This is a genomic window from Pseudonocardia sp. Ae717_Ps2 (assembly GCF_001932475.1).
GTDB lineage: Bacteria > Actinomycetota > Actinomycetes > Mycobacteriales > Pseudonocardiaceae > Pseudonocardia.
In genome coordinates this window covers 103,352-126,049 of sequence record NZ_MCIS01000018.1, presented here as the reverse complement: position 1 = coordinate 126,049, position 22,698 = coordinate 103,352, and the positions used below count along the sequence as shown (strand labels likewise).

At 67.6% G+C, this 22,698-nt stretch carries 19 protein-coding genes; 8 read left to right on the top strand and 11 right to left on the bottom strand.

Annotated elements, in window-relative coordinates:
- Positions 1–12 precede the first annotated feature (12 nt).
- On the top strand, positions 13–294 hold the full coding sequence (locus tag Ae717Ps2_RS37005) for a hypothetical protein (RefSeq protein WP_075334918.1): 282 nt from the start codon (positions 13–15) through the stop codon (positions 292–294).
- Between the two features lie 273 nt (positions 295–567).
- Here the strand turns inward: Ae717Ps2_RS37005 and Ae717Ps2_RS34060 are convergent, their stop codons facing one another.
- The gene (locus Ae717Ps2_RS34060) at positions 568–1,539 is read right to left on the bottom strand and encodes an IS30 family transposase (protein WP_075313287.1); all 972 of its coding nucleotides are present in this window, start codon (positions 1,537–1,539) and stop codon (positions 568–570) included.
- 376 nt (positions 1,540–1,915) lie between these two features.
- A complete protein-coding gene (locus Ae717Ps2_RS34050; protein ID WP_233147827.1) occupies positions 1,916–3,334 on the bottom strand; it encodes a CitMHS family transporter in 1,419 nt (472 codons plus the stop codon).
- Between the two features lie 1,408 nt (positions 3,335–4,742).
- Between Ae717Ps2_RS34050 and Ae717Ps2_RS34040 the strand changes: the two genes are divergently transcribed.
- Both Ae717Ps2_RS34040 and Ae717Ps2_RS34035 read left to right on the top strand, forming a co-directional pair.
- On the top strand, positions 4,743–5,042 hold the full coding sequence (locus tag Ae717Ps2_RS34040; protein WP_075334906.1) for a sigma factor-like helix-turn-helix DNA-binding protein: 300 nt from the start codon (positions 4,743–4,745) through the stop codon (positions 5,040–5,042).
- 2,767 nt (positions 5,043–7,809) lie between these two features.
- Positions 7,810–8,757, top strand: a complete 948-nt coding sequence (locus Ae717Ps2_RS34035) for a replication initiation protein (RefSeq protein ID WP_075334905.1) — start codon at positions 7,810–7,812, stop codon at positions 8,755–8,757.
- A gap of 444 nt (positions 8,758–9,201) precedes the next feature.
- On the opposite strand, the gene Ae717Ps2_RS34025 is transcribed toward Ae717Ps2_RS34035, so the two are convergent.
- From Ae717Ps2_RS34025 to Ae717Ps2_RS33995, 8 genes are all read right to left on the bottom strand, one after another.
- Positions 9,202–10,044, bottom strand: a complete 843-nt coding sequence (locus Ae717Ps2_RS34025; RefSeq protein WP_075329730.1) for an IS5 family transposase — start codon at positions 10,042–10,044, stop codon at positions 9,202–9,204.
- Between the two features lie 161 nt (positions 10,045–10,205).
- Positions 10,206–11,435 (bottom strand): DUF3631 domain-containing protein, encoded by a 1,230-nt coding sequence (locus Ae717Ps2_RS34020; RefSeq protein ID WP_233147892.1) that lies wholly within the window; start codon positions 11,433–11,435, stop codon positions 10,206–10,208.
- On the bottom strand, positions 11,432–11,851 hold the full coding sequence (locus tag Ae717Ps2_RS36995) for a hypothetical protein (RefSeq protein WP_143510943.1): 420 nt from the start codon (positions 11,849–11,851) through the stop codon (positions 11,432–11,434). Before Ae717Ps2_RS36995 ends, Ae717Ps2_RS34020 begins: the two co-directional genes overlap by 4 nt.
- Positions 11,848–12,192: a hypothetical protein gene (locus tag Ae717Ps2_RS34010; protein ID WP_075334902.1), complete on the bottom strand. Its 345-nt coding sequence runs from the start codon at positions 12,190–12,192 to the stop codon at positions 11,848–11,850. The genes Ae717Ps2_RS36995 and Ae717Ps2_RS34010 overlap by 4 nt, the downstream gene beginning before the upstream one ends.
- 285 nt (positions 12,193–12,477) lie before the next feature.
- Positions 12,478–14,793 carry an FtsK/SpoIIIE domain-containing protein gene (locus Ae717Ps2_RS34005; protein WP_075334901.1) on the bottom strand — a complete coding sequence of 772 codons (2,316 nt, stop codon included), beginning with the start codon at positions 14,791–14,793 and terminating at the stop codon, positions 12,478–12,480.
- On the bottom strand, positions 14,790–16,073 hold the full coding sequence (locus Ae717Ps2_RS34000; RefSeq protein ID WP_075334900.1) for a hypothetical protein: 1,284 nt from the start codon (positions 16,071–16,073) through the stop codon (positions 14,790–14,792). The genes Ae717Ps2_RS34005 and Ae717Ps2_RS34000 overlap by 4 nt, the downstream gene beginning before the upstream one ends.
- Positions 16,070–16,369 carry a hypothetical protein gene (locus tag Ae717Ps2_RS36990; protein ID WP_143510938.1) on the bottom strand — a complete coding sequence of 100 codons (300 nt, stop codon included), beginning with the start codon at positions 16,367–16,369 and terminating at the stop codon, positions 16,070–16,072. The genes Ae717Ps2_RS34000 and Ae717Ps2_RS36990 overlap by 4 nt, the downstream gene beginning before the upstream one ends.
- Positions 16,366–16,560, bottom strand: coding sequence for a hypothetical protein (locus tag Ae717Ps2_RS33995; protein WP_075334899.1), 195 nt, complete (start codon positions 16,558–16,560; stop codon positions 16,366–16,368). The genes Ae717Ps2_RS36990 and Ae717Ps2_RS33995 overlap by 4 nt, the downstream gene beginning before the upstream one ends.
- Positions 16,561–16,880: 320 nt before the next feature.
- Here Ae717Ps2_RS33995 and Ae717Ps2_RS33990 point away from each other — a divergent pair, with 320 nt between their 5' ends.
- From Ae717Ps2_RS33990 to Ae717Ps2_RS33975, 5 genes are all read left to right on the top strand, one after another.
- Complete coding sequence (locus tag Ae717Ps2_RS33990; protein ID WP_075311481.1) at positions 16,881–18,080, top strand: IS701 family transposase; 1,200 nt, start codon at positions 16,881–16,883, stop codon at positions 18,078–18,080.
- Positions 18,077–18,244 carry a hypothetical protein gene (locus tag Ae717Ps2_RS38645; protein WP_170917006.1) on the top strand — a complete coding sequence of 56 codons (168 nt, stop codon included), beginning with the start codon at positions 18,077–18,079 and terminating at the stop codon, positions 18,242–18,244. Before Ae717Ps2_RS33990 ends, Ae717Ps2_RS38645 begins: the two co-directional genes overlap by 4 nt.
- Positions 18,245–19,371: 1,127 nt before the next feature.
- Positions 19,372–19,914 (top strand): hypothetical protein, encoded by a 543-nt coding sequence (locus tag Ae717Ps2_RS33985; RefSeq protein WP_198932391.1) that lies wholly within the window; start codon positions 19,372–19,374, stop codon positions 19,912–19,914.
- Positions 19,911–20,165, top strand: a complete 255-nt coding sequence (locus Ae717Ps2_RS33980; protein ID WP_075313262.1) for a hypothetical protein — start codon at positions 19,911–19,913, stop codon at positions 20,163–20,165. The genes Ae717Ps2_RS33985 and Ae717Ps2_RS33980 overlap by 4 nt, the downstream gene beginning before the upstream one ends.
- Before the next feature lie 656 nt (positions 20,166–20,821).
- The gene (locus Ae717Ps2_RS33975) at positions 20,822–21,379 is read left to right on the top strand and encodes a hypothetical protein (protein ID WP_075313165.1); all 558 of its coding nucleotides are present in this window, start codon (positions 20,822–20,824) and stop codon (positions 21,377–21,379) included.
- 89 nt (positions 21,380–21,468) lie between these two features.
- Here the strand turns inward: Ae717Ps2_RS33975 and Ae717Ps2_RS33970 are convergent, their stop codons facing one another.
- Entirely contained in the window at positions 21,469–22,485 is a 1,017-nt protein-coding gene (locus tag Ae717Ps2_RS33970; protein ID WP_139319326.1) for a hypothetical protein, read from the bottom strand.
- Positions 22,486–22,698: the final 213 nt, after the last annotated feature.

Below are 22,698 nucleotides of genomic sequence, written 5' to 3'. Positions count from 1 at the left end.
TCAAGCCGTCGAGTGGGCCTCCCCGGACCGCGACCGCGCGGCGGCCTGACCTGCATCATCGGGGATCTGGCCGCTGCCGACGGGGCCCCTGCCGCCGCTTCGCGGCGGGTCCTCGGTCAGGTTGAAAAAGGCTGGCTACCAGCCGCGGCGTTCACGACGATCTATCCGACGGTGGAGGCAGCGATCCCGGTCGCGATCGAGGGCGTCGACGACGTCGAGATCGACGAAGTACGAATCGTGGCTGTGGGCACCGGCCGGGTGGCGTGGCGGTCCACCGAGGAAGAATTCGAGTAGCCGAACCCGCGGGGCCGAGGTACGAGTGGTGGTACTGCGGCGCTTCCCGTCCGATGTTGATGACGGTGGCCTGGCTGGGTAGCTCACCGCGGCCGGGTGTGGAGTGATCGATGGGCGGCGGCCCGAGGTCCGGCATGCCCGGACACGTCGCCGGCGTCGAGATCGCCCGCGGTTCTCCGCCCACGGTGCAGCCCGCGGCACGCTACAGATCCGCAGCGTGCCGCGGGCTGTCGGCGCGGCGGTGTATCGAACGTATCCGAGTTGTGGGCGAATTCAGGCGGTTGAAGCATCTAGCTCAACGAGTTCGGCGAATATCTCGGAGGGCTTCTTCCAGTTGTGGATTTTACGGGGTCGGTCGTTGATGTCGCAAGCCACCATCGCCAGGTATTTCGGGTCCGAGGTGATGTCCGTGCCTTTCGGGAAGTACTCGCGGACGATGCGGTTGAGGTTCTCGTTGCTGCCGCGTTCCCACGGCGAGTGTGGGTGGGCGAGGTACACCGGCATCGAGCCCTTGGTGACGGTGGCGTGGCCGGCCATCTCGGCACCGCAGTCCCAGGTCAGTGAGGCCCGCATGTGCGCGGGCAGACCGCTGGTGGCGGCGATGACCCCACGGCCGACGGTGAGCGCGTCGCGGCCGGTCAGGGGCACGAGGACCAGGAACCGGGAGGTGCGCTCGACCAGCGTGGCGACGGCGGTCTTGCCGTTCTTGCCGATGACCAGGTCACCCTCCCAGTGGCCGGGCACGGCGCGCCCCTGGGCGTCGGCGGGGCGGGCGTCGATGTAGGTCGGGTCCTTGATCCGCGGGGCCGGTGGGGGCTTGGCGCCGCCTCGTCGGGCGGTGCGCCCGGACCGTAGCGCGAGCAGCTCGCGGGCCAGCGTGGACACCGGGGTGGCATAGATCCACTGGTAGATCGCCTCGTGAGACACCCGACAAGCCTCGTCATCGGGGTGCTCGGTCGGCAACCGGCCCGCGATCGAGGCCGGTGACCAGCCACCACGCAACAGAGCATGCACGATCCCGCGCAACCGCGGGTGACGGTCCACCGCGAACTGCTTCGGCCGCTCCCGCGCCGCCAGGGCCCGTTCCTGCGCTGCCGCGGCCCGGTACTCGTAGCGTCCGCCGTGACGACGGACCTCACGAGAGATCACCGACCGATCACGACCCACCACCGAGGCGATCTGCTTGTAGGACAAGCCCTCCGCGAGACCCCTCGAGATCTCCTCCCGATCCGACAACATCAACATCTCACGCACGGAACATCCTGTCCCGCCGAACAACCAAGATCAAGTGCTACGACCGGCTGAACTCACCGTCAGCTCGACGCGTGAATGGACCGGGCCGTCCGCGCACAGGACGGCGTCACAGAGCTCGAACAGCGCATCCGCCCGCGCGGTCAACGAGTCGTAGAACTCCTGCCGGAACCCGGCGAGATCGCCCCGCCGAGCCGGAGTGTCGCCGAGCACCACCGGCCCGGCCACGGCACCGCCCCAAGGTTAAAGATCAAGCTGAGGAGCCTCGACCTCGGCCGCGCCAGAAAACCCGCCGTCGCCCTACACGCCGGTGGGGCGGCCCCCGGGGAGTCGGGGCCGCCCCACCCGGGGGAAGGCGGTCCAGCGCTGCTCAGCCCAGGGGAATGACTCCCAGCGCGATCGCCGTTGCCATCATCACCAGCGAGCACACCGCAGCCCGCCAGATGACCTTCTTGTGGTGATCAGCCAGATCGACCTTGGCCAGCGACACCAGCAGCAACATCGCCGGGACCAGCGGGCTGGTCATGTGCACCGGCTGCCCGATGATCGACGCACGAGCCATCTCCACCGGCGAGATACCGTAATGCCCGGCCGCTTCGGACAGGATCGGCAGGATCCCGAAGTAGAACGCGTCGTTAGTCAGGAAGAACGTCAACGGCATGCTCAGCACACTGACGATCACCGCGAACCACGACCCGATCTCCGGCGGCACCATCGCGATGATCCCGTTCGCCATCGCCGCGACCATCCCGGTCCCCGACAACACCCCGACCAGCACCGACGCAGCGAACACCATCGCGACCACCGCCACGATCGACGACGCGTGCGCGGTCACCGCCGTGACCTGATCAGCCGGGCGGGGGAAGTTCACGACCAACGCGATCGCCGACGCCGCAACGAACACCAGCGACAACGGCAACACATCCAACCCCAGCACCACCAGCAGCGCCACGGTCAACACCAGGTTGAACCAGATCAGCTTCGGCCGCAACGTCGGGCGGGTCGGATCCAGAACCCCACCCGCATCGATGAACCCCACCCCCGACGCAGACTCCGCCCCACCGACACCCCCGGCACCGGCACCGGCACCGGCAACCTCGGCGGCGGCGACACCGGCGGCGGCGTGCTCGGGAACCCGGTCGAACTCCGAGGCCACGACCGGCAACGGCCGCCCCGCGGCGGCGAGCCTCTTCCGCTCCGAACGGCCAAGGAGCCAGGCCAGGACCAGCACCGTGACCATCCCCAGCACCATCCCCGGGATCATCGGGTTGAACAACTCCGAAGGCGACACGTTCAACGCCGTCGCCGCCCGCGCGGTCGGCCCACCCCACGGCAAAATGTTGAGGACCCCGTTGGCCAGGTTCGCCACCACCGTCAACGTCACCGGGCTCATCCCCAGCCGCAGGTAGATCGGCAACAACGCCGACACCGTGATGATGAACGTCGTCGACCCATCACCGTCGAGGGACACCGCGCCGGCCAGCACCGCGGTCAGCACCACCAGCCGGACCGGGTCGTTGTTCACCGCCCGCAACACAAACCGGATCAACGGGTCGAACAACCCGACATCGATCATCGTCCCGAAGAAGATGATCGCGAAGAACAGCAACACCGCCGTCGGCGCAAAGTCCTTCATCGCCGACGTGATCGCCTTGACGACCCCGTCCTCCCCCGACTCCGCGACCCCCGTACCGACCGCGACCAGAGCAAACGTCAACGGCACCAACACCAGCGCCAACGTCGGAGCAAGCCGCTTCGACAAGATCAAAAACATGAAGACCGCGATCATCGCGGACCCCAGAGCAATAAGCACGTGGACCCTCACCATTGTCGGTCGATGTGCGAACACTGGCCAGCCAGCCCCCCCACCCGCAACATATGATCACAAAGAAACCAAAGATCACGTTGCAGACCGAAACTCCCCGGCGTCCTCACCACCCTCACCGGCCCGACGAAAACCCCCGTCACGCCCCCAGCACCGCAGACACCGACGACGGCGGCGGCGACGACAGAGCCCAGTAGCGGCCGGTCTTGGTCGCCAGCCCTGCGGCGGCGAGCGCGGTCAACGCTTTCGACACCGCCGGCGCCTTCCGCCCTGTCCGGGCAGCGATCTCCCCGGTCCGAGAACACCCCGCAGACAGAGCGGCGTACACCTCGGACTGCGCAGGCGACAACCCACTCACCTCAGCACTCACCTCAGCACTCACCTCAGCACCGACCTCAGCACCGAGGTCAGCGCTGCTCCCGAGGTCATCGAGGCTGGGTCCATCGCCGGCCACGGGCTCCCCACCCCGAACGGGCACAGCCACGACATCGGCGGCCGTCAACGCCGCCGGCACCGACCCACCCGACCACCCCGGCAACACCACCGAAGCCGCAGACTCCACGACCGGGGCGACGCACCCGCCGCCACTGGCGCCGGTGGCAGTGCTGGTGGCAGTGAGCCTTTTTCAACCTGACCGAGGACCCGCCGCGAAGCGGCGGCAGGGGCCCCGTCGGCAGCGGCCAGATCCCCGATGATGCAGGTCAGGCCGCCGCGCGGTCGCGGTCCGGGGAGGCCCACTCGACGGCTTGACCAGCACAAACGCCAGGTTGAAAAAGGCTCAGTGCCGGTGGCAGTGCTGGTGGCAGTGCTGCGGCGCCAGGCAGCCAGTTTCGCCGTCTGAGCCTCCCACCGCGCCCTCGGCGACAGCCCCTGAGCCGGCTGGAACCGCAGAACCGCCGCCGCGGTGTCCGGATCCAGAGCGGCACCGGGCACCGACCGCACCCACTCCCCCAGATCAGGCGCCCACGCCACCCGGCCCATCGCTATCCGCCCACCCGAACTCGCGAAGCAATACCCACCACCGGCCGGCAAGGGGCGACGCCGAGGGTTACCGGGCCGCGATCGCCCGGGAAGTCGCCATCCGCAACGCCGACTTCGGTGTCCCCCTCGGCGCTACTGAACTCGGCCACATCTCCACATCCATCGGCGACTGGACCATCCGCTACTCCCGGATGTGGAACGACGGACCCGCCGCCTACGACCAAGCCTTCCGAGCCATCCAAGCCGCACGCGGACGAAAAGGCGGCGTAAAAGGATCAGGACGCAACGGCGGACTCGCCGGAAACAGCCGACCCGGAGGACTTGCGCGGGGAGAGCGTCGCACAGAGGAAAAATTTCAACACCATGCGGCGATTGCGCGACGAGCCTTCTGATGTCTGCGCTCACGCCGCGCCGCCGGAACAGGACCGCTCGTGAGATCGCCGCGCAAGTCGGCCTCTCCGAGCGAACTGTCGTCCGAATGGTCGCCGAACCACGCGACAGCTACGAGCGGCGAGCCAAGAAGCGTCGAGCCACGGCTGTGAGACTGCGCCTCCGAGGGCTCACTTACCGCGAGATCGCCGACAACACCGGTGACAGCGTTGGCACCGTCGGGCGCCTCCTTGCCGACGCCCGACGCCGCGGCGAATGGGCCGCGGCCGCGGAGCGCCACGACCTCAATCACGCAGAGTGAGATTCCGGGGGATATCCCGAAGTGGCCCCCTAGCCGTCACAAGCCGTCACAGCCGTCACAAAATTATGGTTTGAGCAGGTCAGGTGTCGATTTTCCCTGTGACGGCTAGGGGGCCACTTCGGGATATCCCCCGGAATCTCACTGTGCGTGACTGTCGTGGCAGTGGCCTTCGGTGGCGGCTCATGTGCTGTTGCGGCGGGGATTTCCGGATGGTGCACGGAAGCGTCTTCGTTGTGGCATTACCACCGGACTGGTCGTCTCTTGGCGCGTTTCTTCTCTGGATATCGGATTTCCGCTGAGGGCGCTGAGAGCTGCCTTCTGATCCGTGTTGTACTATTCCTGATCTTTCGCCGCAGGATCACCTTTTCCGCGGCGTCGTTTTGAATCTGGTGAGCGGGTTTCCGTCGCGGTGGTCAGGTGTCCTGGACTCGGGCTGGTGGGGCTGGGAGGTGTCCCGGATTTTCTTATTATTGTCCCGGATTTCCCCGGATTGGCATAGATCATCTCCGGGGGGATGATCGGAGATTGGTGGTGTCCTCGTGGCTCTGTGAGGGGCGTCGTCGGTCGGTGGGCTCGGGGGCGGGCGGGTGGTGGCCTGATGGGGCCTGGGTGCCCCGAGAGTTCCCAGGTAAAAGCCGATAAAGCCCGACCAGGCCAGTGAGGGGTGCTCGGGTCTGGTCGAGGGACCTGGGAGGGGATTTAGAAGGCCGGTGGTGGGTGTGACCTGGGGGGATGGCTGGTGTCGCTGGCTGCTGCTGCGCGCCGGACACCCAATCCCTCCGCTTCGCTGCGTGATCGGGTGTCCGGCGCGCAGCAGCAGCCAGCGGTGTGGGGTGTGGCGTGGGATTGGAAGATTCAGTACGAAGTTCAATGGGTTAAAAAAAGCAAGGCCAAAGAGGGGGAAGGTCAAAAGAAAAGTGATGTGTGGGGTTGGCGTGGTGTGTGGTGGGGCGGGTTTCCAGTTTGGGTGAATTGCCGTATTAGGTGGAGGATCTAGGTTCCCATGTATCGAGTACTGAGTGTGGTCACATGATTGCTTCTGGTAGTGGTTCTTGACCGGTGGGGGGGGGGGCGTGTTCGGATGCGCTCGTGAGTGCGAAGAGGTTTGTCTACCGCGGTATTGGCGCGGTGCTGGTCGTGGCTGTTTCGATGGGGTCGGTTACGGGGATTGCTGCGGCTGAGGTTCCGGCGGCGACTGTGCCTGTCTCGAATTTCAGTTCGTCTGACATGCAGATTAGCCGAACTCCTCCAGGTTCGGGCGGTAGATTAGATGAGCTCGTTGAGAGGCTCCGCTCTGTTCCGGCTGGTGCGCCTCCCGAGCAAGCGGCAAGAATTATTTACCCGAATGACCCGGCAGGGCAGGCTGAGTATGTCAGGCTTGCGCGGGAGGTCGATAGAGGATCTGGGGGCAGAGCACTGCCAGCTGTTTTATCGCCTTTTATTGTGCCGCTGGGGATATGTGTGGCTGGTGGAGCTATTGGGAGCGAGATTGGCTCACTGATAGTTTCGGGAAAGCATGCTACAGTGAGGGGAATGGTGGAGCGCGCAGTAGGGACGTGCATTATTACGGTAGTCCCGCCCCCACTTCGCGTTGCCGCCAACGCTGCTAAGCCCGCTATTGTCACAGCGATTATGGCCTTCATTATTCGCCATAGTGCTCTCTGATAGAGTCTTTGTCTCATGAGAGCCTGGGGGGATAGAGCTGCTTTATTTATCCGAACTCACTGGAGGCTGACTGTTCTGTATCGCGGCATACTCCTTGGAGTGGTCGTCCTCTTCGTTCAGCGCGAGACGCTTTTTTCCGGGCGCCCCGCACTTGAGCTTCGAACATTTGCTGCCGCCTTATTTGTAGGACTCCTTTTCTCGCCAATTGTCTACTTCTCCGAAGTTAAGTTTATGGAGTGGTGGGGGCGGATAAACGGAAAGAGTAAGTGACTCACGCTGGCGGGGAGCCGCGCCTCTGGGCGGGTGTGGCCCGGAAGCGGCATCGGTAGCGGGTGGTCTTCCGGGGCTGGTTCCGGCCCGGAGGTCATTGGTGGATGCATAGGTCCTGGCGGTTGTTGATCGGTCGATCGCGCCGCCGTCGCGGTGTCGCGTGTCGGTCGGTGCGGCTGTCGCCGTTCAAGGTCAAGTCTGCCAGCACCTATGCATCATCTGATGATCTTCGGTCGGGTGTGTGTCGGGCGTGGTCGCCGGTGGTGTCCGGGTGGTGGTTCTGCGGAGTGGCTTCGGGTCCGCCTGCGGCGGAGCAAGTTAGGCGTTTCCCTAAGGAAAACGCCCGGCCCGTCCGGCCCGGCTCGGTGTGCTCGGCTGCTGGGAGTGGTCGGTGGTGGCGCCGTCGGCTCGTCGGGTCACTGCCGGCCCGGCCGGTCGGTACTGGAAGGCGCGCTGGTCGAGTCCTGGTGTGGGGTGGTGGGGTGGGTGACACGCGGGCTGACCTGGGGGTTCGAGACAGGTGGGCCCGCGACCTGGGATTATGCAAGTGAGGCGCAAGCAACAACCAAGTCAGTACTTCGCCCGAGCGGCAGCGAGGGCGGACCGTTCGCGGCTAGCCGCGAACCACCAGACACAGGGCGAAGCTCAATGCCTTGAAGCCGCGCCCCGCACCCCTCGACCGGCACCGCCCCTCGGACCGGCCCCGTCACCGGCAGGAGCCCCACCCCGTGCCCCGTTCCGGTCTGCTGGGTCCCCCCACCGCCAGGCAGGAAGCCCTCAGAGGCTCCCTGAGCGACGAAAACCTGGGCCCCGGCTACCTAGAGTCGGGGGCATGCCGTTCGAGGCGGCTACGGCGATCTGGGAGCGTTTGTGGACGTCGCGGTACCCGCTCGCCGCGGACGCCTTCGACGACGGCGTGTGGCGGCAGACGAGGGCGGCGGCGATGACCCGCCTCCACGTCGAGCTGCACCCCCGCCAGGTGTGGGGTCTGATCGGTGTCGACGTCGACCACCCCGACGCGGTCCTGCGGATGGTCTCCACCGTCGACAACCACCCCCAGCCGAACGTGATCATCGAGAACCCCGTGAACGGTCACGCACACGCCGCCTGGGCCATCACGACCCCCATCAAGGTCACCAACTACGGATCCCGCCGATCGGTCCGCTACGGCCTGTCCATCGAAGAAGCACTACGCCGCGCCGTCGGTGGTGACCCGCACTACCCGGCCCGGCTGATCAAAAACCCGTTCCACCCCCGCTGGATGACCCACTTCATCCACGCAGACACCTCCACCCTCGACCGATTCGGCGGAACCCTCACCCCGGCCGGGCACATGCCCGGACGTGGCTGGCACAACCAACGCCGCCGCACCCCCGTCGGGCACTCCCGCAACGAAACCCTCTTCCACGGCGTCCGGCATTTCGCCTACCGGGAGATGCGCCACCACTGGGGCGACCCTGAGGGCTACCGCGCCGCGATCGCCCGTGAAGTCGCCATCCGCAACGCCGACTTCGACACCCCCCTCGGCGTCACCGAACTCGGCCACATCTCCACATCCATCACCGACTGGACCATCCGCTACTCCCGAATGTGGAACGACGGACCCGCCGCCTACGACCAAGCATTCCGAGCGATCCAAGCCGCCCGCGGACGAAAAGGATCAGGACGCAACGGCGGACTCGCCGGAAACAGCCGACCCGGAGGACTCATGCGTGGCGCAAATCGCTCGGACGAGGCTTGGGAGCTTCACAAAGCGATCGAAAAGGCAGGTCTAGTGTGACCGCGCGAACCCCAAAACGTCGCGCCCGGACAGCCCGTGAGCTTGCCGAGCAATTCGGTGTAACCACTCGGACGGTCCGGGCGATGCTCGCTGAACCTCGGCCTGCGTATGAGCAGCGCGCTCGAGATCGCCGTGAGGTAGCTTCCCGCCTCCGGCTCCGAGGGCTCACCTACCGAGAGATCGCCGATCGGACCGGAAGCAGCGTCGGTGCCGTCGGGCGCCTTCTCCACGATGCCCGCCGCAACGGCGAATGGGGCGAAGCCCTAGCGCGCCACGCCGACCACCCCCGTAACAGAGAGTGACTTTTCTGGGAGTGTCCCGAAACAGCCCTCAACCCTCCTCAATCCTCCTAACCCTCCTAACCGCCACCAGGTACGCAGGCCAGAACCCAAGTTGATCTTAGGAGGATTGGAGGGCTTAGGGGTCGCGCGGATTGATGGATGATCATGGGCGGCGGTGTGGTCGGCTGTCCCAGCGGTGCGTGGTCCAGGCCTGCCGGATCAGGCTACGGAGTGTGATGATGGTGTCGGCGAGGTCGAAGAACGCGTCGACGACGGTTTCGCGGCGTTCGTAGCAGCGCTGCAGCCGGTTGAAGCTGTTGTGCCAGGCGTTGGTGCGCTCGATGTGCCAGCGTTGGGTGGCCTGGATCGGTGCTTTCTCGCCCTTGCGCGCGATCTCGCTGTGCAGGCCCCGTTCGGTGAGTGTGTCGCGGGTCTTACCGGAGTCATAGCCGGCGTCGAGGTGCACGGTGATGTCGTCGGGCAGCGGGCCGAGAGCGTCGAGGTGGTCGAGAGTGGGGCCCAGTAGCGGGGAGTCGTGGCGGTGTGCCCCGGCCAGGACCCGGCCCAGTGGGATGCCATGGCCCTCGACGAGCACCGATCGCTTCATGCCCTGTTTACGCCGGTCAACCGGTGACGGTCCGGCGACCTCACCGCCGCCGGGGGCCTTGGTGATGGCGCCGTCGACGGCAACGTCGTCAAGCAACAGGCCGACGATGCGGTCGTAGGCGTCCAGGGCGATCCGGCGTAGCTGGGCGAAGACCCCGAGCCGGATCCACTCGTCACGGCGATCGCGGATGGTGGTCGCCGAGCAGGTGCTGTCGGAGACGCCCTGATACGGGCAGCCGAACCGCAGCACCTGCAGGAGCTTGTCGAACACGACCCGATCCGCGATCCGGCGGCGGTGACAGCCCCACGGATGAGTGGGATCGAACTCGACCCGGGGCGGCAGCAGCGCGGCGAACTGGTCCCACAACGGCTCGGTCAACCATGATGGCAGGGCGGGCACGCGGCCTCCAGACGATCACGAAGAGTCAACAACTTCATGATCGACAGGCCCGTGCCCGCCCCTCACCATCGACACCCGGCCGCGACCCAGCTGTGATCAATCCGCGCGACCTCTTAGGAGGATCAATCCTCCTAAGCCCTCCGGGTGTCACCGCCGCCGGGTCAGTCTGCGACTGGGTGACCTGCGGAAATGGCCGATTCAGGCGCGGCGCCCTTGTTGTCACTGGCGGTGATCAGGTCGGGCGCGTATCGCTGCCAGGCGTCGCCGAAGGCGCTGCGCCGGTAGCCCTTGGTCTGGCCGAGGCCGGGGAACCCGATCTTCTCGGACCGGATGCCGTACTCCTTGAGCAGCTCGCCGAGCTTCTTCGCCGAGAGCCCTTCCCCGCGTGGTCCGTAGTCGCTCCACGGGGCCTCTGGGTCGGCCCGGAGCAGTTGGAGTAGCCGTGCCGTCGGCAGGGCGGCCTCAGCGCCGAACGCGGCATGGCAGTCGGCCAATAGGCGGATGGGTTCGGACTGTTCCTCGTCGCCCTGGTCTTGCAACGTGAGGAGTGCTTGACGTGCGCGGTGGGGCCAGTCGGCTCCGGCGTGGTCGGCGATGGCGATCAAGGGTTCCCAGGTGTCAGCGGCGCGGTCTTCGACGGGCATGACCGGCTCGGCCGCCTCCAAGGTCGGCAGGTCGTCACGTAACCAGCCGTGCAGGCGCTCAGAGAGCTTCTGAAGGCGTGGGCGGTCGCGTCGGTGCCGATACGGCGCGACCTGCTCTGTGGGTGTTCTGCGGCGCATCTGGACGACCACAGCGCGGTCTTCGATGGTGTCGGGCATGCGTCCGATCCCGGCGAGGGCTGCCATGGCGAACGTGGAGATCGTCTGGACCTGGTTTTTGTGCTGGTCGTAGCGTTTCGCGGGCCGGTTGCGTTGGTGTCCGGCGTTGAGCAGGCCGCGGAGGTCTTCGTGGTTGTCGGCTTTCGGTCCGAAGATCGTGTCGGCCTCGTCGACCAGCATCGTCGGTGGATCTTGCGTGATGGAGCGGTAGACCGCGGCTGCGGTGGCGTTGACGGTGATGAACGGCTGGTGGCAGGCGCCTTCGACGACGTCGAGGAGCCTTGATTTGCCGCAGCGCTTCTCCGGGGCGCGGATGACCAGGCGGGGTGCGTGCGCCCAGGCGGGTTGGGCATGTGTGGCGGCGATCCAGAGGACCACGGCGACCCCAGCGGCGTCTGAGGGCAGGGACACGTAGCACCGGAGGGCGGTTTCGAGGTCGTCGAGGATCACCGCCCCGACCGGGGCGGGCCCGGTGGTGTCGGACGCTGCCAGGGGCGTGGTGTCGGTCTTGGTGCCCGTTTCGGCACCTAGACCCTGACCTGCGGGTTCGCGGCCGTCGTGGGTGTTCACGCGGTCCTCCTGGTGATCGTCGCGGTTCGGGTGGTGTGCGGGTGGTGTCGCCAGACGCGGCCGGTCACCTCGGGCTCGGTCGGGTGCTCGGTCCAGGTACCGGTCGGGGCGTAGGCGCGGAGTTCCGCGGCGGGATGTCCGTGCGGGTAGCGCCCAGCCGCGGTTTGCAGGGCGTCGAGGTCGGCCCGCCAGTACCAGCGCCCCCGCCAGGGCCCGTCGAGCAGCACAGCCAGCTCACGGCCGTCAGCGACCTGGACGGCGAGCCGCGACGAGGTCCGGGGCGAGGCAACGCGGTGCTGCCGCGTCGCTTCCGGTCCTCGCCCGCCCTGGGGGCGGGCTGTGGTCCGGGTCGACTTGCCCACGACCAGCTGCTCCCCGGTCGTCGTGGCCGTCGTTGTTGTGGCTGGGGTGGTCATGCGGCGGCCTGGCCGTGGATCCATTCGTCGATGTCGCCGTGCGGTGGGTAGCGGCGCCGCATCAACTCGGCCAGGGACGGCTGCCGGGCCAGCCCGGCCTCGGCGTAGGCGGCGGACATGGCCTTGCTGGCCTCACGCAGGGCGATCCAGTGGGCGTGCCGCAGGTCGGCGACCTCCACCCCGACCCGCGCTGCGACCAGCAGCGGCGCGGTCGGCTGGGACCGGCCCAGCACGGCGGCGAGGACGGTCGGGTCGACGAAGGCGATCACCTCCAGCGCGTCAGCGCGGCCGGCCAGGGCTTCGTCACGGGGGTCGGACAGGTGCGGCGGTGGGTGCGGCAACGCTGACTGACCCACCGATATCGGTGACTGTGTGTGACTATGTGTGGGCATGGTTGTCTCCTGTTGTGGGCATGCCGAAGGGGAGGGAGGGAGGCGCGGGGGTGCCTTCTCCCTGGTCAGATGAGGGGTTTGGAGGGGGAGGGGTGGGTTGCCTCCCTGGCCTCCCTGAGACTCCCTGGGTGACTTTCTGTGCAGGTCAGGGCGGGGAGGGAGTCAGGGAGGGAGGTCAGGGAGGCGGTCAGGGAGTTCTCCCTGCCTCCCTGACGCCTCCCTGACGCCTCCCTGTCAGAACTGGGGCTTCTGGGGGCCTTCGCATCCATCACTGTCGGTGATGGGTTCGGTGGTGGGTTCGGTGTGGTGGTGGGTGTGGGCGTCGTGGATGCGGTGGGTGCTGAGGACCATGACGCCGTCGGATTTGTAGGGGCGTGCGGTGGTGGGGAGTTCGTCGGTGAGGCGGGCGAAGGTCCAGGCCTGGTAGTGGGCGCGGTCGAGGGCGGCGAGCGCGGCGAGTGCTTCCTGGGTGCGCATCCGGGTGTGGCCGGCCATGACGTGGAGCAGGTCGTCGAGGAGGTCCCGACGTGGTGCCGGTGGTGTCGCCGTGCTGGTGCCGAGGCTGGTGTCGAGCCCGGTGTCGTGGCGGAGGGTGAGGGCTCGTTCGATGATCGGGGTGAGCTGGTCGACGCCGTCGCCGCGTGGGATGTGGTGGCAGCGGATGAGTCCGTCGTGGGTGGTGAATCCGCTGGTCATGGCGGTGCCGATGTCGCCGGGGTCGAGGCTGCCGTCGGGGTTGGTGGTGGCGGGTCGGAGGCTGGTGGCGGTGATGCCTGCGGTGTGTTTCCCGGTGCCGAGGATGGCGTCGTTGCCGTGGTGGTCGCCGATGGCGAAGCAGGCCCGGTTGGACTGGACTTTCGCTACTGCCCGGGGTAGGGACTCCGCTGAGGGGACGGGTGTGGCGAACAGGAGTGTGACTCCGTACTTACGGCCCTTGGCGACGATCTTCGTGACCAGCTCGGCGGCTTGCTCTCCGATGTCGGAGAGGAACAGTTCTTGGCATTCGTCGATGACCACGACGCGGGGGCGCATGGTCGGGTCGGCTGCGGCGAGGCGGCGGGTGAGTTTCGGTTCGCCGGCTGCGGACAGTTTCCGTCCTCGTTGGGACAGTTCGGAGAGCAGTGTGGTGAGGCTGTCGAGGACGGTGGGGAGGGCGTCGGGGTCGTCGGAGACGTGCAGGGTCCGCGCGACGGGGGCGAAGGGGTCGTAGTCGGCGTTGTGGGCCATGCAGTAGATGTCGATCTCGACGAGTGGGTCGAGGATGGCGCCGGCGAGGGTGGTGATGATCAGGGCGGATTTCCCGGAGCCCATCATCCCGGCCACGCCCCAGTTGGTGGCGAAGAGTCGTCCGGTGACGAGGTTGGCGCGGGTGTCGAGGGCGATCGGGACGCCGGTGAAGTAGTCGGTGGTGCCGTCGGTGAGCAGCGGCCACGGCGGGACCGGTTTCGTGAGGCTGCCTTGGTCGGCGACCCAGAGGTCGAGGACGCCGGGGTGGTTGCGGGGTTCGGTGGGCCACACCTCGACGGGTAGGCGGAGCAGGTTGTGGGCGAGGACGTCTTTGCGTCGGTTGAGCATGTCGACGGTGACGCCTTCGGGGAGTAGGAACTGGCAGTGCCAGCCTCTGCCGTCGTGGACGGGGGGCAGGATCCAGCGCGGCTGCCAGCCGGCTTTGAACTTGGTGTTGAGGGCGGGCAGGGCGAGGTGGCGTAGTGCGTTGACCACGGCTCGTTCGTCGGGGATCACATCCCGAGCAGCGCTGTCGGTGTCGTCGTCGGCGGGTGGTGTGGTCCAGGTGGGGGGCTCGGTGCGGGCCTTCCCGATCGCCCACAGGCCGGCCACCAGCCCGGTCAGGACGAGCGCGCCCAGGGCGGTGGCGTAGACGGTCACGAACATGACCGTCCAGGCGACCGCGTCGATCACGGCGACGACCGGCGCGATGACCAGGGAGATGTCCTTCGCCGCGATGGCGAGGATCATGCCGAGTCCGACCAACACACCGAGCACGCCGAGGACAGCGGTCCCGGCCGCCTTCAGCCAGGCCAGGGGCGCGTTGATCCAGTCCATGACCCGCCCATGACGGCGGGCCTTCTCAGCGACGTCACGGGCCTCCCACTCCAGCAAACGGTCCTGGTCGCAGGCCGCTTCAGCGGCCCGCATCTGGCGTTCGTATCGGGTGGCGCCGTGGGTGTCGCGCCACCGGGTCCAGAGGACACCGGCCCCGGACAGCACGTAGAAGCTGTGTCTGACCAGCGCCTTCGATGTCGATACCGCTGTCGTCGAGGTGGCGACAGCGACGGTGTGACGGTGTGCCGTCGTGACGTCACAGCGGTAGAGCTCCCGCCGCGCCCGGACCGGCGACACCACCGCAGAACTACTGATGACCTCGCCCTCGACCACAACCGGGCTGCCGGTGTCGGTGGTGGGAGTGTCGGTGTGGTGGTGCAGGGTGATGACCGGCGCCAGCGCGTCGTCTCTGTCGTGGTGGGCCGGGCTGGCGCCACCGCTGTCCTTCCCGCGTCCGGTCTGGTCGTCTCGGTTGTCGTGGTTCATCGCTGGTCACCGCCGCTCTCGTCGCGGTGTTCGTCGCGCAGGTGGCGGGCGCGTGCGGCGGAGCAGCGCAGCACCCGCCGGATCGACTCGGCCGAGGACGGGTCGACCCGGCCGTGGCCGACGGCTGCCCGGAGCTGACGACGAAGATCGTTCAGGGACCGCGGAGTCGACCCGGTTTCAAGATCATGGTCGGGGTCGACCCCGGCCCTCGACGATGATCTTGTCGACCTCGACTGTTGCAGGTCAGGCCTCGACTCCCCACCCAGCTCCGGCGCCGGTGGGTCGAGGAGGTCGACTCCGCCGCCAAGATCATCGTCGAGGTGGGAGTCGACCCACGGGTCGACCCGTGAGGCAAGGTCGGGATCGGTCCACGGGTCGTAGAGGTGGCCGCGGGTGAGCGCGGTCAGGGCGGCATCCCAGTCACCGTCCCCGTCGCTGTCCTGGCCTTCGGCGGCTGCGGTCGCGGTCGCGGTCATCGGGCCGGTCGGGGCGAGGGCGCGTCGGGCGATTCGGTAGGTGCCGGGCCGGTAGGCCAGGGTCGCGGTGCCGTCCGGGCCGATGACCGCGGTGGCGTCGGCGACGGCGAGGCGGCGGGCGCGGTCGGTCTTCACCTCGACCAGCCGGTCCAGGCGCCCGGCCCGGTGCGCGGCCCGCCGCTCGGTCCGGGACCGGGGTGTCCCGGCGAGGGTGAGTTGGTGGGCGGCGACGCCGGCGATGGACACGACCGCCATCACGACTCCGGCGGTGGGGCCCTGTTCGAGGCCGTGGGCCAGGTTCATCCCGGCTGCGACCAGGGCGAACACCACGACCCCGACCTGCAACCCGACGACCGAGCGGGTCGGGTGCTGGTGGCGTGAGGCGAGAACGGCCAGAGCGAACGCCCACATGCCGAGTTCGGTGATCCCGGCCAGCAGCACACCGAGTGGGCCGTAGATGGTCTGGCCGTAGGCGGCCATGGCCGGTGCGGCCAGAGCGAAGGACAGCAGCGCGATCGGGTAGATCAGTAGCTCTACGACGTGGGTGGAGGCCCAGGTCAGGGCCTTGGTCCGGCGCTGTGCGCGGGCGGCGGCGCGGGCAGTTGCGCGTTCGGTCCGTCGCTGGTCGGCGTGGTCGCGGTCGGCGCGGGCCTTGTCCCCGCGGGCGGTTTCGGCTTCCAGGCGTCGCCGCGCGGCGGCGTCGGCGTCCTCACGGGCAAGACGCGCTTCCAGAGCGCGCGCTTCTCGACGGTCGGCCGCGCGAGTAGAGGCCCACGAGTGCGGGGAAGGGGAGGTCGCGGTCATGCCCCGGCCCTCCCGACACCCTGCTGACCAGCCGAAACCGGTGCAGAAGACGACTCAGCAGGCGGTGAAACGGCGGCTGCGGCAGCCCGCCCGGCCTGGCTAGCCGAGGCCGGTGCGCCGCGGTGGGCGCGCCACAGACGCACCTCGACCGCTACCCACCACGCCGCAGCGAGGACGGCCGGGATGGTGAACCACCAGGTCAGACACATGGTCGCGGCGGTCAGGGCGCCGAGGATGGTGATCTCGACGGCCCGGTCGGCGAGGCCGCGGGCGGTGGTGCGGAGTAGGGTGTTCATGCCGCCTCGCCACCCGCGACACGGGTCTGACCAGCAGGAACCCGCGGGGAGAAGAACACAACCAACCCAGCCGGGACCGCCCCACCGGCCGCCTCGGACGGATCGGTCGGCTCGTCGGGGCCGCCCGGCTCGTCGAGGCCGGCGTGGGCGTCCGGGTTGTGGAGGAGGTCGCCGTAGAGGCGGTCAATCACCGGTTCGGTCAACCCGTCCGGACACCACCCGACCCAGGGAAACCCCAGGTCAACACCGGTATCGGCGACTGTCGTGGAGGGATCGTCGGCGGGAGAGGGAAGAACTCTTCCCCCCGCCACTGGATGCGCGGACGTACTCAGGGCAGCATGGCCCATAGCCAACCACCTATTCCTGTAGGTCGTTTGGTTAGGCCACCACGCCGGTTCCTTACGCCGGGTGATGGCCGCAGCCCCGCCGGGCGGCGGAGTCGCCTATTACTGCAACGGCAGTTCGGCGTGTGGTGAGAGGCTGACGGCCGTTCGGCGGTGATGATCACCGCGTGGTTGATCTTGCCGGGTGGGTGGCCTCGTTGGACGCGGTGGTGGAGCTGATCTCTGGCCGTTTCCGCAGGGTCGAGCCGCGCCGGCGGGTCGGAACCTACCTGCGAGGCCTGCTCGCGGGGCTCGAGCGGAAGAACGGCTGGACCCTCGCCGAACACGCCGGGGCGATGTCGCCGGACGGGATGCAGCGGCTGCTGCGCACCGCGGACTGGGACGTCGACGGGGTCCGCGACGACCTGCGCGGCTACGTCCTGCAACATCTCACCGACACCGCGTCGGGGGTGTTCATCGTGGACGAGACCGGGTTCATCAAGAAGGGCCTGCGTTCGGCCGGGGTGCAGCGCCAGTACACCGGCACCAGCGGGAAGATCGACAACTGTCAGCTCGGTGTGTTCCTGGCCTACGCCTCGAAGCGGGGGCGGGCGTTGATCGACCGGGAGCTCTACCTGCCGACCTCGTGGACCGAGGACCGCGAACGCTGCGAGCGCGCGGATGTCCCCGATGACGTCGAGTTCGCCACGAAACCGCAGCTGGGGACGGCGATGCTGGCCCGCACGTACGCCGCTGGGGCACTCACGTCCGGGTCGTGGGTGACCGCGGACGAGGTCTACGGGCAGAACCCGGGCTTTCGCGACTGGCTCACCGAGCGGGAGATCCCGTTCGTGTTGGCCACCCGCAATGACGACATGCTCACCAGCCCGGACGGGAATCGTCGCCCGGCCAAGGCCCTGGCCACGATCGCCGGGGCGCGTGATCTCGACACCGGGCACGACGGGTGGGAGCGCCGCGCGATCGGGCCGGGCGCGCACGGGATGCGGGTCTATGACTGGACCGCGGTTGCGCTGGCCATCGACGGCCTCCCGGCGGGTTGGGGGCACTGGCTGCTGGTGCGCCGCCAGACCGAGCCCGCAGAGGGCAAGACCATCCGTGAGCTGGCGTTCTACCGCTGCGCCGCCCCGGCGAACACGCCGCTGCGCGACCTCGTTCGAGTCGCCGGGGCGCGGTGGGCGATTGAGGAATGCTTCCAGACCGCGAAGAACGAGGCCGGCCTCGACCACTACCAAGTCCGCTCCTACCGAGCCTGGCACGCCCACATCACCCTGGCCATGCTCACCGCGGCCTACCTCGCCGTCACCCGCGCCGCCGAACACGCACGCGAGGCCGAAAAGGGGGATCCTCAGCCAGCCGGCGCGCATTGATTCAGCTGTCGGGCAACGAGATCCGCCGTCTCCTCGCCGCGCTCGCCTTCACCCCGCTCACCTGCATCGACCACGTCATGCACTGGTCGACCTGGCGCCGTGAACGCCAACAACAGGCCCGCGACTGCCACTACCGCCGACGCGGCGAACGACCCCCGAGCTGATCAACTGCCGTTGCAGTACTATCCAGGAAGACACGCCCCCGGCGGGCCTGTCAAGCCCCCGCCTCGCGCCGACTTGCACGGCCCCCCGCCCCGGATTCAGTTACGGAACGTAACATCGGATTGCGGTGGTGGGTCGGAAACAGTTATTGCTGGTCAAGCGCCCAGGTGGCGGCTCGCTGCGCAAACTCGTTGTCCTAGCTTAGGAGGGTCGATCCTCCTAAGCCCTCCGATCCTCCTAAGATCGACTTGGGTTCTGACCTGCTGAAATATCGGCAGTTAGGAGGGTTAGGAGGATTGAGGAGGATTAAGGGCTGCTTCGGGACACCCCCCAGAAATATCACTCTGCGTGACCAGCGTGTCGCCGCTCCGCGGTGTCGCCCCGCGCGTTGCTGTGGAAGGGATTTCCAGGTGGCGTACGGAAGGGGATTCGTTGTGTCGCGACCAGTGCATCGGCCGTTTCTCGGTGTGTTTTTTCTGGATATCGGATTGTTGTTGAGGGCGTCGATGGTCGCCGCTGGATCGCACCCGCTGGTCCCTGCTGAGTGGAGTTCATCGTTCCCTTTACGGCGTCATGGAAGGACTCTTTCTGTGGCGGTGTCTTGAATCTGGTGCGCGGGTTTCCGCCGTGACGGTCAGGCGTCTTGGGGTCGGACTGATGGGGCTGGAGGTGTCCCGGATTGGCTTATTAATGGCCCCGGATTTGTTCGGATTCATGTAGATCATCTTCGGGGGTTCAAGCTGGGGTTTCGGCGGCCCGTGGCGGTCTCGGGAGCGTCGGGAGGCGGTGTCGGCGCGGCTCGCTGAAGGGCCGAGAGCGGCTTTGATGTGGCTTTGAAGCGGCTGGAAGCGCCTGTGAAGCGGTGTTGATCCGGTTCTGGGGCACCCAGTTAGGAGGCGTGGAGCGCTTTGGGAGGTACGGCACGAAGTCCGGTTCTGGTGAGGTGTTTTTCTGGTTTGGGTGGATTGCCGTGTTAGGTGGATGTTTCACGTTTTCACGTTTCGAGTACCGGGTGTGGTCACATGATTGCGCCTGGTAGTGGTTCTTGACCGGTGGGGGGGGGGCGTGTTCGGATGCGCTCGTGAGTGCAAAGAGGTTTGCGTGCCGCGGTATCAGCGTGGTGTTGGTCGTGGCTGTTTCGATGGGTTCGGCTACGGGGATTGCTTCGGCTGGATCCCCGGCAGTAATGGCAAGCACTTCCACTTCGGTCGAGGCTGAGGGTTTGAAGCGTGCGGAGTTTGCAGTTGAGGGTGAATCGCTAAGTCCGGATGAAGTCCGGCGCGTCACCGAAGAGGTCCGGTATTTATTCTCCGTCGTGCTCGTGAACGAAAATGGTCTCTGGCGGGTCAATCCAGCTTTCGTGCACGATAAGGACTTCCGTGAGCTGGGTCGGGTGGCGAATGCACTCAATGAGCCAATTGATTACCACGCATTTAATTCTCCTAAGTATCGCCAATGTGTGCTCAACGCGGTAGGACTAGGCGCCTTTACTGCGAGTGCCGCCGGTGGTGGATCGCAGCTCGGCTATCTCATGGCCGCTAAGAAGTGGACCGAAGTTGCCTGGGTTCTGGCTCGCTTGGTCGGGGTGAATGCATTGAAGGGCGGCGTCGTCGGTACAGCAGCCGCTCTGGCGGGAGCAGGGGCGTGGTGTGCAACGCCGTGGGCGTCATGAAGCTGTATCGGATTTTCAGAACACCGGTCGCCGCTCGAGATGCTGCTGATTTCGTTCTCGAACATCTTCGAGAACGAGGTGCGGTCGACTACTTCTCAGAGGAGAGATTCAAGCCCGTCATTGAGCTGGCTCGACATGGGGCATGGAGTGAAGCAGCAAAAGAGTATCGGAGTATCACGGGGGCGGGAATTAAGGATAGTGTGATCGCGGCCGAGATTGCTCGACGGATCGTCGAATTCGATAAGCGCTGATGAAGATTTACCGTCCGGTCGGAGGTTGTGCAGCGATCAGAAGGTCGTGAACGAGTATGCGACTCGGTCGCAGGCAAGCCGACTCGGGCCACAGCCCGCCCTTGGGACCGGCGTGGCCTGTGACCGCTTGCCAGCACATCGCCCCTTCTTTTGCGCCACCCACTTAGCCGGGCTATGTCTATAACTTGCTCCGCCGTCGGCGGCCGCGGAGTGGTCCGCGGGCTCGCCGCGCGGACACCGTCGGCGGCCGCGCGGGCCGGCCCGACGGTCATCGGTGGATGCATAGGTGCATGGCGGTTGAAAGGAGTAGGAGTCAGAGGGAAGGGCCTGATGCGAACAGGTGGGCACGGCGGCAAGCGGCCGGACTGAGATGGCTACGGATGGAGCTGAGACGGCGCGTGACGGACAGACGGGGCGCGAGGGGCAACAGATGGACAGATGGGCGCCGGCGCGGTGACAGCGGAGCCGTGAGGGCGACGCAGGCCCTTGCTGCTCGCCCGCGGCGCTGGCCCGTCGTGGCAAGCGCTGCCGCACCGCGAAGCGCCGCGTCCGGATCGGTGATCTCGGAGCCGGACGGGTCAGCTCACTGCTCTCGTTTGTTCATCAAACGGGATATAGCCTTCGGTCCCGTCTAGAGAACGAGAAGGGAGATCGCCATGGGATCTCGGACCCGGCGCCGCCCCGAAGGTCGAGCTGCGCGCCACGCCCTGGCTCAGCTCACGGAGGCGCGGGACGCAGTCGACGCCCGGCTGGAGGATCGCCGTCGTCGCGAGAACGTCCTGCTGGAGCGCTACGCGGCGACCCTCGCTGAACAGCAGCGGGTCGAGGACGAGCTGACCGCCGGCCTCGGACGCCTGGCCAGGCTGCGTGCCGACACGGACCAGCAGCTCGCCGCGATCGAGGCCGACCGTGGCGACGTCCTCGTCGGGCTCAACGCCGAGGGGCGGAGCGCTGAGGATCTCGCCCAGATCGCCGGCCTCCCGCTGAAGCGAGTCCGAACGATCCTGCGCAGCAAGAAGCAGCCCGCGGACGGCGTCGCGACCAGCGACGACAGCGAGCGCACCCAAGCACCGGCCCCGCGGCCGGCGGGCGAGGATGACGGCGGAGTGCCCGTCGTGGGGCCCGACGCGCCGGTCCCGACCGAGCCGGACGAGCTGGCGGAAGGCCCCTCCACGGAGTCCGCTCCGGAGTACGCGGGGGACACACAGGGGTGACCTCCGGGCGCCGCTGCGGGCTCCCGAGTGCAGGTCCATCAGTGCTGGTCGGGGCCGCGGCGACGCGTCCCTGGTGGTCCCGGCTCCGGCTACGGGCTGAAGACGTCGTCCGGGAAGGGCGGCTTCCGTTCGGCATGAGCCGCGGTCTGGCACAAGCGACGGAACTGCTGCACCCCGGCCAGTGGGTCGGTGTCGCCGAAGGCGGCCGCGGTGAGGCTCTGCAGGTCCCATCGGACGAGCAGGCCCTGCCGGGCCAGGACGAGTCCGACGTGCTGGATCCCCCACCGATCGGAGACGTCGAGCCAGGCGTATCCGAGGACTTGCTGGAGCCATGCTCGGACGCGTCGCGGTTGGGCCGCATGGGCGCTCACCTTGACGTCGAGCAGCGTGGTTCCGACCAGCAGGTCGGCATCGGCGAAATGGGGGATGAGGGTCGGCGAGGCGTACCCGATCCCGGCCGCCTCGGGTGGCCGCTCCGCTCCCCACGCCAGAAGCGTAGGGAGGTTCTCGCTGGTCGCGAGCGCGCGGACGAGCGCAGCAGCCTCGTGAGCGCTGCCGTCGGGGACGGCTGCGCGGAGGGTCTCGGTCGTCACGGGTCCGCGGTGCGCGAGAGCGCTCAGGGCGCGCGGGCTGTGACCGCTCCGGTAAGCGGCCTCGGCCAGGGCCCACACGCCGTAGGACCGCGCCAGGGCTCTTTCGGCTCCGGCAGTCCCCACCTGCCCGCAGGGAGCGTGCTCGTGATGGAACAGGTGGCCTCGGTTGGCCAGATCGGGGAAGACGCTGTCGCCCCAGGGGGGATCGGTGCTGGTCGCGGCCGGTGCGGGGATCTGGAGCCACTCTCGCGGGGAGGGGTGGAGCGTGTGGGCCACTGTCGCGACCTCGTCGGGCAGCTCGCGGTGCGTCGGGAAGGACAGGGCGATGCGGGCTGCGGCACCTGGGGAGACGAGTTGGCCGGCCAGTAGTCCCTGCAGCGCGGCGTAGGGAGGCGCGGGCTGGACCAGGGCCGCCAGCCGGGCGTCGACGATGCCGCCGACGAGCTGGCTGTCCGCACCTGGCGTCGGTCCCGAGAGGGTTGTCTGCGGAGCCCTCGCGGCTGCCCGTGCCACGTCTCGGGCGACCTGGTCGAGGCCTGTGAGTCGTTGCCGGCACCAGGTGGCGAGGGTCCCGGTGCGGAGTGCTGTCGTGAGCGGCACGGCGACGTCCTCCTCTCCCGGGTCGGCCTCTCTGGTTCTGCACTCTCCACGGTCTGGCATCGAAGGATGCATCGGCCGTGGCGACACCCGGGCGGCGGAGCCCGGTGGTGGTCGGTCACCACCGGG

Bases quoted from the DNA above. Each gene is read 5' to 3' on its own strand.
- Ae717Ps2_RS34060 (WP_075313287.1), bottom strand. From the start codon at position 1,539: ATGTTGATGTTGTCGGATCGGGAGGAGATCTCGAGGGGTCTCGCGGAG.
- Ae717Ps2_RS34005 (WP_075334901.1), bottom strand. From the start codon at position 14,793: ATGAACCACGACAACCGAGACGACCAGACCGGACGCGGGAAGGACAGC.
- Ae717Ps2_RS34040 (WP_075334906.1), top strand. From the start codon at position 4,743: ATGTCTGCGCTCACGCCGCGCCGCCGGAACAGGACCGCTCGTGAGATC.
- Ae717Ps2_RS33975 (WP_075313165.1), top strand. From the start codon at position 20,822: ATGGGATCTCGGACCCGGCGCCGCCCCGAAGGTCGAGCTGCGCGCCAC.
- Ae717Ps2_RS33980 (WP_075313262.1), top strand. From the start codon at position 19,911: ATGAAGCTGTATCGGATTTTCAGAACACCGGTCGCCGCTCGAGATGCT.
- Ae717Ps2_RS36990 (WP_143510938.1), bottom strand. From the start codon at position 16,369: ATGAACACCCTACTCCGCACCACCGCCCGCGGCCTCGCCGACCGGGCC.
- Ae717Ps2_RS34035 (WP_075334905.1), top strand. From the start codon at position 7,810: ATGCCGTTCGAGGCGGCTACGGCGATCTGGGAGCGTTTGTGGACGTCG.
- Ae717Ps2_RS34000 (WP_075334900.1), bottom strand. From the start codon at position 16,073: ATGACCGCGACCTCCCCTTCCCCGCACTCGTGGGCCTCTACTCGCGCG.
- Ae717Ps2_RS34050 (WP_233147827.1), bottom strand. From the start codon at position 3,334: ATGATCGCGGTCTTCATGTTTTTGATCTTGTCGAAGCGGCTTGCTCCG.
- Ae717Ps2_RS36995 (WP_143510943.1), bottom strand. From the start codon at position 11,851: ATGACCACCCCAGCCACAACAACGACGGCCACGACGACCGGGGAGCAG.